General features: G+C 71.2%; 12 protein-coding genes and 1 other RNA gene. 8 read left to right on the forward strand and 5 right to left on the reverse strand.

All coding sequences use genetic code 11. The features are described 5' to 3' along the window. Positions 1 to 925: 925 nt before the first annotated feature. From CKO31_RS23815 to CKO31_RS23830, 4 genes are all read right to left on the reverse strand, one after another. Positions 926 to 1,567, reverse strand: coding sequence for a 5-formyltetrahydrofolate cyclo-ligase (locus tag CKO31_RS23815; RefSeq protein WP_200242620.1), 642 nt, complete (start codon positions 1,565 to 1,567; stop codon positions 926 to 928). 227 nt (positions 1,568 to 1,794) lie between these two features. After that, a non-coding RNA gene (gene ssrS, locus CKO31_RS23820) (6S RNA) lies at positions 1,795 to 1,979 on the reverse strand. A 14-nt stretch (positions 1,980 to 1,993) separates the two neighbouring features. Further along, positions 1,994 to 2,320 (reverse strand): cell division protein ZapA, encoded by a 327-nt coding sequence (locus CKO31_RS23825; RefSeq protein ID WP_200242623.1) that lies wholly within the window; start codon positions 2,318 to 2,320, stop codon positions 1,994 to 1,996. Then, positions 2,317 to 2,526: a TIGR02449 family protein gene (locus CKO31_RS23830; RefSeq protein WP_200242626.1), complete on the reverse strand. Its 210-nt coding sequence runs from the start codon at positions 2,524 to 2,526 to the stop codon at positions 2,317 to 2,319. The genes CKO31_RS23825 and CKO31_RS23830 overlap by 4 nt, the downstream gene beginning before the upstream one ends. A 169-nt stretch (positions 2,527 to 2,695) precedes the next feature. Between CKO31_RS23830 and CKO31_RS23835 the strand changes: the two genes are divergently transcribed. From CKO31_RS23835 to CKO31_RS23865, 7 genes are all read left to right on the forward strand, one after another. Beyond that, positions 2,696 to 3,283 (forward strand): UPF0149 family protein, encoded by a 588-nt coding sequence (locus CKO31_RS23835; protein ID WP_200242629.1) that lies wholly within the window; start codon positions 2,696 to 2,698, stop codon positions 3,281 to 3,283. Next, positions 3,276 to 4,694, forward strand: a complete 1,419-nt coding sequence (gene pepP / locus CKO31_RS23840; RefSeq protein ID WP_200242632.1) for a Xaa-Pro aminopeptidase — start codon at positions 3,276 to 3,278, stop codon at positions 4,692 to 4,694. The genes CKO31_RS23835 and pepP overlap by 8 nt, the downstream gene beginning before the upstream one ends. 2 nt (positions 4,695 to 4,696) lie before the next feature. Next, positions 4,697 to 5,947 (forward strand): 2-octaprenyl-6-methoxyphenyl hydroxylase, encoded by a 1,251-nt coding sequence (ubiH, locus tag CKO31_RS23845; protein ID WP_200242634.1) that lies wholly within the window; start codon positions 4,697 to 4,699, stop codon positions 5,945 to 5,947. 109 nt (positions 5,948 to 6,056) lie between these two features. Beyond that, a complete protein-coding gene (locus CKO31_RS23850) occupies positions 6,057 to 7,301 on the forward strand; it encodes a UbiH/UbiF/VisC/COQ6 family ubiquinone biosynthesis hydroxylase (RefSeq protein WP_200242637.1) in 1,245 nt (414 codons plus the stop codon). Between the two features lie 76 nt (positions 7,302 to 7,377). Next, positions 7,378 to 8,637 carry an ABC transporter permease gene (locus CKO31_RS23855; RefSeq protein WP_200242639.1) on the forward strand — a complete coding sequence of 420 codons (1,260 nt, stop codon included), beginning with the start codon at positions 7,378 to 7,380 and terminating at the stop codon, positions 8,635 to 8,637. A gap of 209 nt (positions 8,638 to 8,846) precedes the next feature. Continuing rightward, positions 8,847 to 9,452, forward strand: coding sequence for a DUF3299 domain-containing protein (locus tag CKO31_RS23860; RefSeq protein WP_242475632.1), 606 nt, complete (start codon positions 8,847 to 8,849; stop codon positions 9,450 to 9,452). A 56-nt stretch (positions 9,453 to 9,508) separates the two neighbouring features. After that, the gene (locus CKO31_RS23865; RefSeq protein ID WP_200242643.1) at positions 9,509 to 9,784 is read left to right on the forward strand and encodes a hypothetical protein; all 276 of its coding nucleotides are present in this window, start codon (positions 9,509 to 9,511) and stop codon (positions 9,782 to 9,784) included. Positions 9,785 to 10,032: 248 nt separating this feature from the next. Here the strand turns inward: CKO31_RS23865 and CKO31_RS23870 are convergent, their stop codons facing one another. Next, positions 10,033 to 10,449: a SufE family protein gene (locus CKO31_RS23870; RefSeq protein ID WP_200242645.1), complete on the reverse strand. Its 417-nt coding sequence runs from the start codon at positions 10,447 to 10,449 to the stop codon at positions 10,033 to 10,035. Positions 10,450 to 10,746: 297 nt separating this feature from the next. Here CKO31_RS23870 and CKO31_RS23875 point away from each other — a divergent pair, with 297 nt between their 5' ends. Continuing rightward, a complete protein-coding gene (locus tag CKO31_RS23875) occupies positions 10,747 to 11,325 on the forward strand; it encodes a bacteriohemerythrin (RefSeq protein WP_200242646.1) in 579 nt (192 codons plus the stop codon). Positions 11,326 to 11,460 lie beyond the last annotated feature (135 nt).

Raw genomic sequence — 11,460 nt, forward strand, 5'->3', positions numbered from 1 at the left:
GGCTGGGGGCTGGGGGCTGGGACGAGCCTAATATGCTCGAGCTAAGCGACTACGCTACCCAGCGACCGTCGGATGCTGTCCGTAATGGCCCTCTGGCATGTGAACCATCCCCCTGAGCGGTCCGGAAGGCGGGGCTGGTGCTCTTAGGTGCATCCCGAAGTGCCGAGCCCGTGGGAGCGGCATCCCTGCCGCGAGCCGAGCCCCAGGCGCTGCATGTCGCGGCCAGAGGCCGCTCCCACGACGGCCAACGCCCGTGGGAGCGGCATCCCTGCCGCGATCCGAGCTTCGGCGCGTTGCATTGTCGCGGCCAGAGGCCGCTCCCACGGCGGCCGCGCCCGTGGGAGCGGCATCCTTGCCGCGATCCGAGCCCCAGAGCGCTGCATGTCGCGGCCAGAGGCCGCTCCCACAGCGGCCGAGCCCGTGGGAGCGGCATCCTTGCCGCGATCCGGCCCGAGGCGCTGCATTGTCGCGGCCAGAGGCCGCTCCCACGGCAGCCAACGCCCGTGGGAGCGGCATCCTTGCCGCGAGCCGAGCCCGGGGGCGCTGCATGTCGCGGCCAGAGGCCGCTCCCACGGCGGCCAACGCCCGTGGGAGCGGCATCCTTGCCGCGATCCGGCTCCGGGGCGCTGCATGTCGCGGCCAGAGGCCGCTCCCAGGGCGGCCGCGCCCGTGGGAGCGGCATCCTCGCCGCGATCCGAGCCCGGGGCGCTGCATCTCGCGGCCAGAGGCCGCTCCCACGGCGGCCGGGCTCGTGGGAGCGGCATCCTTGCCGCGATCCGGCTCCGGGGCGCTGCATGTCGCGGCCAGGGGCCGCTCCCACGGCGGCCGGGCTCGTGGGAGCGGCATCCCTGCCGCGATCCGAGCCCGGGGCGCTGCATGTCGCGGCCAGAGGCCGCTCCCACGGGAGTAATATGGCGGGCGCGGCCTAGTCCCTAGCCCCTCGCCACTCGCCACTCGCCCCTCGCCCCTCGCCCCTGTAAACACCGGCCTCGGTGACGACCGCGTCCAGGGGCACGTCCCAGGGCTGCGGTGTTAGCTGGTCGACGCGCTGGCACTCGTGGGCGATGCCGACCAGGAGCGGTCGGCGCCAGTGCCGGCGACGGCGCAGGCTTGCCAGGCTGCGGTCGTAGAAGCCGGCGCCCATGCCAAGGCGGTTGCATTGGGCGTCGAAGCCCACCAGGGGCAGCAGCATCAAGTCCAGCGCATGCACCGGCTGGATGTGCCGGCGCCGGCGTACGGGCTCCGGGATGCCGAAGCGGTTGGGGCGCAGGGGCTCGCCGGGCCGATGGCGCACGAGCCACAGCCGGCCTCGCGCATGGCCGCGCAGCACGGGTAGGTACCAGCGCCGGCCACGCGCCGGCATGCGCTCCAGCAGCTCCCAGACGTCCGGCTCGCCGTCGGCGGCGACATAGAGGGCAATGCGCTTGGCACCGCGCAGGACGTGGGCGCGCACCAGATGGCGGACGATGGCGCGGGCGTTGGCCTGCTGCGCTCGTCGGTCAAGGCCGCGGCGGGCGGCACGCAGGCGACGGCGCAGCGCGCGGGGGCTGTCTTCGGGGGCGCTCACGGAAAAGGATCACAACAGAGGATGCAGCCGGCAGCGGCCTCGGGCCGACACATTCACCGGGGGCGTGGGGTCGCCGAGATACAGGCGGAATCAGTCGCCCCACCGAGCGTCTGTCGCAGGCCGCACGAGCGGGCGCGACTTAATGCCAACGCAGGCGCCCTAGAAGGCGGCCACTCAACTGAGAGATGCCACAGGCCGGAGCCGGCCGGAAATCGGAATGGGAAGAGACATCCCCCACCTGTAGCGATGCAGCCCTCGTTCTTGAACCAAGCGGTTCAAGGGGGGACGCAAGACGGCGACCTCAGGCTTTCCGCTCAGGGCGGACTTGCACACCGGCTGCCGCTGCGCGTCCCCAGGGTACGGATTAGGCTCAAGAAAATACCCGGGCCGCTGTCGGATACCGCAGGGGATGTCTTGAGAGACAGGCTATACGGATTTGCCTGAGTCGTCCACCCCGGCCGTCGCATCGCCCGTGCCCAGCGCGCTGTCGAGGCGCTCTTGCAGGCGTGCCAGGCGCTCAGTATCCAGCGCTGCCGCGGCGCTGCGCTGCTGGAGCTCGTAGATGACGTTGAGCGCGGCCATCACGGCGATGCGGTCGGCGCCGATGACCCGCCCGTTCTGGCGCACTTCGCGCATGCGCTTGTCCAGCAGCCGCGCGGACTCCATCAGCCCCTGCTCGTCGCCCGGCGTACAGGCGATGCGATAGTCCTTATCCAGGATCTGCACGGTCACCGGAATAGATTGGTCGCTCACAGTTGCTCCTCCATCGACTTCAGCCGGGACACCATCGCCTCCACCTTACTGCGAGCAAGCTCCGTCTTTTCGATCAGCTCGGCCCGCTCGGCGACGAGGTGCTCCTGGCTCGCGCGCAGCGAGGCGTTCTCGTCGCGCAGCCGCTCGAGCTGGCGGAGCAAATGCTCCACCTGTTGTTCTAACCGATCGAGATCGAATTCAGCCATGACACCCGGGGCCAGCCGCAAGCCGTTGTTTCGCTGCCGCGGCACTATATGATCGGGCCGGCGGCGGGTCAATTGACGCCGCAACGCCCCGGCCCGCTGTCGCGGCGCTCGCTGACAGGATGCCCAAACCGTCATAATGCAAGCCAAACCGCAGCCAAGCCCTGTTCCGATGATCCAAAACCCAGACCCTGCCGACGGCGGCATCCCCGCCCCCGCCGTCCCGGACCACGACGAGCTCGAGCGCCTGCTCGCGCCGAGCGCCCTGTCCTGCACCGCCGCCGAGGCCCATGGCATCTACTGCGGCCTGCTCGCCAGCGGCGCCGATGCGCCGCGCGAGCGCTGGCTCGCCGAGCTCCTGCCCGCCGCCGACACCGGCCGGACGGATGTCGACGCCGACTCCCGCCGCGCGGCGCTGGACGCCCTGGCGGCGGCCACGGAGGCGTCGCTCGCCGACACCGAGCAGGCCTTTCATCCCCTGCTGCCGGCGGACGACCGGCCGCTCGGCGAGCGGGCCACCGCCGTGCACGGCTGGACCCGCGGCCTGCTCTACGGCCTCGGCATCGCCAACCTGGATCAGTCGCGGCTGGCACCGGAGACGCGCGAGGTCTTCGACGACCTGATGGAGGTCACCCGCATGGACCTCGACGACATCGAGGAGACCACGGAGAACGAAGACGCCCTCACCGAAGTGTTGGAATTCCTGCGGGTGGCGGCCCTGTTGCTGCGTGAGCAAGACACACCGGCGCGTCATGGCTGAGTCAACCGTCCTCCGCCCCAAGACCGCCAAGGCACTGCGCCGCCGCCGCCGCGAGCTGGCCCGCGCCATCGGCCCGGAGGGCGTGCTCGTGGTGCCGGCGGCCCACGAGGTGACCCGCAACCGCGACGTGCACTACCCCTTCCGCCAGAGCAGCGATTTCGCCTGGCTCACGGGCTTTCCGGAGCCCGACGCCGTCGCCGTGCTGGCGCCCAAGCACAAGGATGGCGAGCTCGTGCTCTTCTGCCGGCCCAAGGACCCGGAGCGCGAAGTCTGGGACGGCCACCGCTTCGGCACCGAGGGTGCCGTAGAGCACTTCGGCGCCGATGCGGCCCATCCGCTCTCGGAGCTGGAGGAGAAGCTCCCGGAGCTGCTGGCGGACCGCAAGCGGGTACACTATCCCCTGGGCCTGGATGCGGACTTCGACCTCAAGGTCATGGGCTGGCTGCGGGCCGTGCGCGCCCAGGCCCGCAAGGGCGTGAGCGCGCCGACGGAGCTGGTCAGCTCAGACACCCTGCTGCACGAGCGCCGGCTCATCAAAGAGAAGGGCGAGCTCACCACCATGCGCCGTGCCGCAAGCATCTCCGCCGCTGCCCATCGCCGGCTCATGCAGACCTGCCGGCCCGGCCTGCGCGAGCAGCAGCTGGAGGCCACCTTCCTGCACGCCTGTGCCGAGCAGGGAGCCCGCTTTCAGGCCTATCCGCCCATCGTCGGCGGCGGCTCGAACGCCTGTGTGCTGCACTACATCGACAACGCCGCCGTGCTCGCAGACGGCGACCTGGTGTTGGTGGACGCGGGCTGCGAGCTGGACGGCTATGCCTCGGACATCACCCGCACCTTCCCGGTGAGCGGGCGCTTCAGCGCACCACAGCGCACCCTCTACGAGCTGGTGCTCGCCGCCCAGCGCGCGGCCATCGCGGCGGTCAAGCCCGGCAAGCGTTGGAACGCCCCGCACAAGGCGGCGCTCAAGGTGCTCACGCGCGGGCTGGTGGACCTGGGCTTCATCGAGGGCAGCCGCGAGGACGTCCCCCAGCTCATCAAAGACGAGAAGTACAAGCCCTTCTACATGCACCGCACCGGCCACTGGCTCGGCATGGACGTGCACGACGTCGGCGCCTACAAGCAAAACGGCAAGTGGCGCGCGCTGGAGCCCGGCATGGTCATGACCGTGGAGCCAGGCCTCTACGTGGCGCCGGTTGCCGAGGTGCCGGCGGAGTACCGCGGTATCGGCATCCGCATCGAAGACGACGTGCTGGTGACCGAAGACGGCCACGAGGTGCTCTCCCGCGACGTGCCCAAGGACGTGGACGCCATCGAGCGCCTGATGGCCGGAGCCCCTGAAGCTGCCGGAGCCGGTGCCGGAGCCCGTGCGAGAGTGTCGCCGGCGCGCGCCGGCGCCAGCGAGGAGACCTGAGCATGCAGGACTACGATCTGGTCATCGTCGGCGGCGGCCTGGTCGGCGGCAGCCTGGCCTGCGCCCTGGCCGGCAGCGGCCTGCGGGTGGCCGTGGTGGAGGCCGCCACGGCCCAGGCGCCCAAGGGCGCAGCCGCCGCCGGCCCGCCGCCGGCACAGTACGACGAGCGGGTCATCGCCCTGTCGCTGGCGAGCCGCCGTATCTTCGAGGGCCTCGGCATCTGGCCGGCGCTGGCGGACGCCGCCGAGCCCATCCGCCGGGTGCACGTCTCCGACCGCGGGCACTTCGGCTTCGCCCATCTGGACGCCGACGACGAAGGCGTGCCGGCGCTGGGCTATGTCGCTCCGGCGCGAGCCATCGGCGCGGCCATCGAGGGCTGCCTGGCCGCAGCCGGCGGCGTCGACCTGCTGCGCCCGGCGCGCCTCGGCGGGCTGCGCATCCAGCAGCACCACGCGGACCTGGAGGTCGCCGTCGCCGGCGTCTCCCAGCTGCTGCGCACGCGCCTGGTGGTGGCCGCGGACGGCGGCGACTCCGGGGTCAGAAAGCGCCTCAAGCTCGGCGTGCGCGAGCACGCCTACGGCTACAACGCCATCATCTCCACGGTGACGCCCGAGTCGCCGCGACCCGGTGTCGCCTACGAGCGCTTCACGGATTCCGGCCCGCTCGCCATGCTGCCCATGACCGGCGGGCGCTGGTCCGTGGTCTGGACCGCGCACGAGCGCGACACACCGACCATCCTGGCGCTGGACGACGACGCCTTCATCGCGGAGCTGCAGCAGCGCTTCGGCCGCCGCCTGGGCGCCCTGACCAAGCCCGGTCGGCGCATCGCCTATCCGCTGCGCCTGGTGCTCGCCAAGCAGATCACCCGCCCGCGGGTGGCCCTGGTGGGCAATGCCGCGCACACCCTGCACCCGGTGGCGGGCCAGGGCTTCAATCTGGGGCTGCGCGACGTCGCCGAGCTCGCCGATCTGCTGGTCACCGCGCAGCTCACCGGCCGCGACCCCGGGGGGCCTGCGGTGTTGAACGGCTACCGCCGGCGCCGCGGCCCCGACCAGCGCACCGTCGCCCTGGTCACCGACACGCTGGCCAGGCTCTTCGTGAACCCCTTTCCGCCGGTGCGCGCCGCCCGCGATGCAGGCATGCTGGCGCTGGACCTCTGCCCCACGGCCCGGCATGCACTGGCCCGGCGCTTCATGGGCCTCGGCGGGCGCCTGCCGCGGCTCGCCCGCGGCTTACCGGCCGCTTCGCGCTAGGACCGAGGGCTGAGGGCCGAGGCGCGCCTCCAGCCCTCAGCCCTCAACCCTCAGCCCTCAGCCCCCAGCGCTAAGCCCCACCCAAGAACGCACGCCCCGACCAACACACATGTCTCAGGAATCCACGCAGTTCGACATCATCATCCTCGGCGGCGGCATGGTCGGCGCCGCGCTGGCCTGCGCATGCCGCGGCCGGGGCTGGCGCATCGCCGTGCTCGACGGTGCGCCGCCGGCGCGCGACTGGCCGGCCGGCGAGGTGGACCTGCGGGTGTCGGCGCTGAGCCGGGCGAGCCAGCGCATCCTCGAGCGCCTCGGCGCCTGGCCGCGCATGGTCGAGCTGGGGGTGAGCGTCTACCGCGAGATGCACGTGTGGGACGCCGTCGGCGGCGCCTCCATCCACTTCGACAGCGCGGAGCTCGGCGAACCGGACCTCGGGCACATCGTCGAGAACCGGGTCACACGGCTTGCGCTGTGGGAGCTTTTGGAGGCCGCCGACGAGGTCACGCTGCTGTGCCCCACCCAGGTGGAGGTGCTCAGCATCAGCGAGGCCGGGGCCCGCGTGGTGCTCGCGGACGGCACCGAGCTGGATGCCAAGCTTGTGGTGGGCGCCGACGGCCGCGACTCCCTGGTGCGCACCGTGCTCGGCATCGCCACCGGCGGCTGGGGCTATGATCAGCGCGCCATCGTCTGCAACCTGGAGCCCGCCCACTGGCACCGGGAGACCGCGTGGCAGCGCTTCCTGCCCACGGGGCCGCTGGCCTTCCTGCCGCTGGCGGACGGGCGCTGCTCCATCGTGTGGTCCGCCGACGAGGGCCGCGCCGAGGAGCTGCTCGCCATGGACGATGCCGCCTTCATCACCGAGCTGGAGCGCGCCTTCCAGGAGCGCCTGGGGCCGATTCTGTCTGTCGGGCCGCGCGCCGCCTTCCCGCTGCAGATGCAGTACGCCAAGAGCTATGTGCGCCCGCGGGCGGCGCTGGTGGGGGATGCGGCCCATGCCATCCACCCGCTGGCGGGCCAGGGCGTGAACCTGGGCTTTCTCGACATCGCCGCCCTGAGCGATGCCCTGGAGCACGCCCGCAGCCACAAGCGCGACATCGGCGGGCTTGCGACCCTGCGCCGCTACGAGCGCGCCCGGCGCGGCGACAATCTGCTCATGCTCACGGCCATGGACGCCTTCAAGCGCGCCTTCGGCAACCGCATCCCGCCGCTGGTGGCGGCGCGCAACCTGGGGCTCCTCACCGCGGACCAGCTCGGGCCGCTCAAGAAGGCATTCATGCGCCAGGCGCTGGGACTGGGCGAGGAGCTGCCCAGCCTGGCCCGTGCCGACACCGTCGGCGCCGACACCAAGACTTGAGCCGGCGCGCCCGAGCAGCCCGGAGCCAGCCTCCGCGTCTGCCCTGTCGTCTCAGCGCCGCCGCGACGAGCGCCCCATGGCCATCCTGTCCCTGGCACTGAAGAGCCTGCTGAACCGCCGCGCCACGGCGCTGCTGACGCTCGCGTCCATCGCGCTGAGTGTCGCGCTGCTGGTGGGGGTCGAGCGGCTGCGCACGGAAACGCGCGCGAGCTTCGCGAGCACCATCAGCGGCACCGATCTCATCGTCGGCGCCCGCAGCGGGCCGGTGCAGCTGCTGCTGTACTCGGTGTTTCGCATCGGCAACGCCACCAACAATATCTCCTGGGAGAGCTACCAGGACCTCGCCGCCCAGCCCAGGGTGGCCTGGACGGTGCCGCTGTCGCTGGGGGACTCCCACCGCGGCTTCCGCGTGCTCGGGACCATGGATGCGTATCTGGAGCACTATCGCTACGGCCGCGATCAGCCGCTGGCGGTGGCCCAAGGTGCCTGGCTCGACGATCTTTTCGATGCCGTGCTCGGGGCCGAGGTGGCCGAGCAGCTCGGCTATGAGGTCGGCGAGCAGATCACCATCGCCCATGGCGCCGGCGACGTCGCCTTCGCCCGCCACGATGACAAGCCCTTCCGCGTGGCGGGCATCCTGGCGCGCACCGGCACGCCGGTGGACCGCACCGTGCACGTGAGCCTGAACGCCATCGAGGCCGTCCATGTCGGGTGGCGCGGCGGCGCCCCGACGCCGGGGATCGAGGTGAGCGCCGAGCGCGTGCGCGCCATGGACCTCACACCCGAGGCCATCACGGCCGTGCTGGTGGGCCTGGACTCGCGCATCGCCACCTTCGGCGTGCAGCGCTGGGTCAACGACTACCCGCAAGAGCCCCTGCTGGCGATTCTGCCGGGAGTGGCGCTGGCGGAGCTGTGGTCGCTGCTCGGTGTCGCCGAGAACGCCCTGCTGGTGGTCTCCGCCTGCGTGGTGCTGGTGGGGCTCATCGGCATGGTGACGGCGCTGCTGATCGGGCTGAACGAGCGCCGGCGGGAGATGGCCATCCTGCGCTCCGTCGGCGCGCGGCCGGCGCAGGTGATGGCGCTGATCGTCGGCGAGGCCACCTTCCTGACCCTGCTCGGCGTCACCGCCGGCGTCGGGCTGCTGTATCTGCTGCTGGCGGCGGCGCAGCCGGTGCTGGCGTCCGAGCTGGGGCTTTTCATCGCCATCGGCGCCCCGAGCCTGCGCGAATGGCTGCTGCTGGCGGCGGTGCTCAGCGCCGGGGTGCTGGCGGGCGTGCTGCCCGGCTGGCGGGCGTACCGGATGTCGCTGACCGACGGGCTGTCCATCCGCGTGTAGCGCGCCCCTGCGTCAGGCTCGGGTGGACTGCGCTTCGCTTGTCCACCCTACGGCGCTTCTCCACCCTATGGCCTGCGGCCTACGCATCTGTGTCGGGTGCTCGCGGATGCCGTCGGTTGCCCCCATTTGGCTTGGACTAAGAGTTGCTTGATCTTCCGGAGCCGCCGATGAACGCTCACCGCTGCCCGCGCCGCAGGGCGCCCGCCCTTTTGCTCCTGTCGCTCGTCCTCGCCCTCGCCGGCTGCGGCGATGGCGGTGACACCCAGGGCTCCGACGCCGATGCCGGCGACAGCGGCGGTGGTGATCTCACGCCCGAAGAGCTGGCGGCCACGCCGCAGCCGGCGGCACTGGCCGACGGGCCGGAGCTGGAATGGGATGACCTGATCCCGGCGGACTGGCGCCCAGACAAGCTCTTCGAGGAATACAACGTCGACAATATCGACGACGACGACCCGCGCGCCGATGCCCTGATGGACAAGCTGGAGGCCCTGTGGGCGCAGGCGCCGGTGGTGCCGCAGCTGGACGGCCACAGCGTGAAGCTGCCGGGCTTCGTGGTGCCGCTGACGACGGACGCGACGGAGATCCGCGAATTCCTGCTGGTGCCCTACTTCGGCGCCTGTATCCATGTGCCGCCGCCGCCGCCGAACCAGACGGTTTATGTCGTCACCACCGAGGACGGCGCTTACCGCGGCGAGCTCTTCGACACCGTCTGGGTGGAAGGGACGATGCACGTCGAGCAGTTCACCGACGACCTGGGCAACGCCGGTTACCGCATCGACGCGGTGCGGGTCAGCCCCTATGAGGAAGAAAGCTGAGCCCGGGCCGCTGGCAGGCGCCGGGGGCGCGCCATCTGGCGGGGGCCGCGGTGTCGATGGCGCTGCTCGCGGCGCCCTGGGCCACAGCCGGCGTCTGCCATATCCATCCACCTGCCGCCGATACCCTGCGCCCTGAGCTCATCGGGCCCTACGCCGATGCGCCCAGCTGCGAGGACGCGCGCCGCCGGCGCTTCGGCCCGGGCGGGCGCTGCCATTGCACCGCCGCTTTCACCCCCGACTGGCTGGGCCCGACTGCCCCGGATCATCGCGACACCGCCGGTGACGGCCGCCGTCCCGCTGCCGGCGGGGACCGCTCATTGCTGCTGCCCTGAGCGCACGGCACCGCGAAAATAGCGCCATCCTGCCCGAGTCTCGCAGGCTCAGAGCTGCGGGAGACTGCCCATGCACGCGCCGCTGTCTGCGCCGGGCACGACGGCGCCGGCGCCGAGCGCGCGCTAGCGCATCTGTCAGCGGCAGGCTCGTATCGGCCTCGACCTGGGTGCCGCAATCCCAGCCGGATCAAGGAGAGGCCCCGAGTGCAGCGGCCCAAGCCGGTCCTCACCCGGTCCTCACCCCGTCCTCACTGGCGCCGCAAATGCTGGGCGATCTGGAACACCCGCTCGATGAAGTGCTCCATGCCCGCACGGCGATTGGCACTCAGGTGCTCGGCGAGACCGATCCCGGCGATATAGGGGCGCGGGTCGGTTTCCAGCACCGCCTCCGGGCTCTTACGCTGGAAGGGCACCAACAGCAGCGCCACCAGGCCGCGCACCAGGGGTGTCTCGGCATCGGCGCGGTATTCGATCAAGGGCGGATCATCGTCGGTGAGATTGCCGGTGAGCCAGGTTTGGGTGTTACAGCCCTTGACCAGATTCGCGTCGGTCTTCTCGCTTTCGGCCACCGGCAGCAGCTCCCGGCTCAGGTCGCCGATGAGCTCGTAACGGGCCTCCCAGGTATCCAGCATCTCGAAGGCGTCGAGGACGTCTTTGGTGTTCATGGCATGCCCTCCGAAGGGGGAGTGTGGGCAATGGATCTTGGGCACTGCACAACGCCGCGCCTGTGCGTGTCAATGTTGTGCAAATGGGGGATGTGCCCGGGTGTGACCAACCCGGGGTCGGAATCTTTCCATCGCCCGACCAAAGGTGCACGGATCAACCTTGGTAAAAACCACAATCTAGATTACACTTTTCCCATAGCGAACAGCTCCGGGCGCACGGGTAAGAGCGGACCGTCGGCGGTCATCGGCCAGCCGCCGCGGCCCGCGCCCGCGCACGCCCCCAACCGGAGTCCGTCCATGGCATTTCTGAACGCCTTGTCCGATTATGGACCAGCCCCGAGCGCCACCCACACTGCCTCCCAACAAGCCCTTACCCAGCAAGCAGCGCCCGACGCCGCGCCGCGGGCGCCCTTCTTCCGCTGGCGCGAGCAATGGTGTGTCGGCATCGACGCACTCGACCGAGACCGACGCGCCATAGCAGCCGTCGTGAACCACATCGCGCTGCGCTTCGGCGAGCGCGACGGCCTCGACGGCGCCATCGCGCAGGCGCCACGCACCGCGGGCGCGCCCTCGGCGCTGCACTATTGGCTGGAAGTCCTGCACGAGCGCGCGCGCGAGCACTTCCAGCGCGAAGAGGCGCTGATGCGCGTGACCCACTACCCCGACACCGCCGAGCACGCCGGCGAGCATGCACTGATGCTCGCCGAGTACACGGCGCTGGTGCGCGACATTACCGCCCGCGGTGACGAGCACCTGCGCCTCGCCGATCTCGAAGCGCTGAAGCAGTGGTTCATGGGCCATGTGCTCGACATGGACAAACGCCTCGGCCAGTACTTGCGCGCCAACGGCATCAGCGCCCTGATGCCTCCTCACTGATCGAGCGCCGGCGCCTCACGCCGTCGCTAGGGAATATCGGCGAGTAGCAAAAGGTCGGGCTCCGCTCCTCAGCCCGACCTGCGAGCCTGACGAGCCCCGCCGGCGCGCCCTGGTCGGCCCTGGTCGGCTCCGGGG

Origin of the sequence: Thiohalocapsa halophila (genome assembly GCF_016583825.1) — a bacterium.
GTDB lineage: Bacteria > Pseudomonadota > Gammaproteobacteria > Chromatiales > Chromatiaceae > Thiohalocapsa > Thiohalocapsa halophila.

Excerpts from the sequence above, each read along its gene's own strand:
- CKO31_RS23875 (WP_200242646.1), top strand. The coding sequence starts at position 10,747 with ATGGCATTTCTGAACGCCTTGTCCGATTATGGACCAGCCCCGAGCGCC.
- CKO31_RS23855 (WP_200242639.1), top strand. The coding sequence starts at position 7,378 with ATGGCCATCCTGTCCCTGGCACTGAAGAGCCTGCTGAACCGCCGCGCC.
- CKO31_RS23850 (WP_200242637.1), top strand. The coding sequence starts at position 6,057 with ATGTCTCAGGAATCCACGCAGTTCGACATCATCATCCTCGGCGGCGGC.
- ubiH (WP_200242634.1), top strand. The coding sequence starts at position 4,697 with ATGCAGGACTACGATCTGGTCATCGTCGGCGGCGGCCTGGTCGGCGGC.
- pepP (WP_200242632.1), top strand. The coding sequence starts at position 3,276 with ATGGCTGAGTCAACCGTCCTCCGCCCCAAGACCGCCAAGGCACTGCGC.
- CKO31_RS23870 (WP_200242645.1), bottom strand. The coding sequence starts at position 10,449 with ATGAACACCAAAGACGTCCTCGACGCCTTCGAGATGCTGGATACCTGG.
- CKO31_RS23835 (WP_200242629.1), top strand. The coding sequence starts at position 2,696 with ATGATCCAAAACCCAGACCCTGCCGACGGCGGCATCCCCGCCCCCGCC.
- CKO31_RS23865 (WP_200242643.1), top strand. The coding sequence starts at position 9,509 with ATGGCGCTGCTCGCGGCGCCCTGGGCCACAGCCGGCGTCTGCCATATC.
- CKO31_RS23830 (WP_200242626.1), bottom strand. The coding sequence starts at position 2,526 with ATGGCTGAATTCGATCTCGATCGGTTAGAACAACAGGTGGAGCATTTG.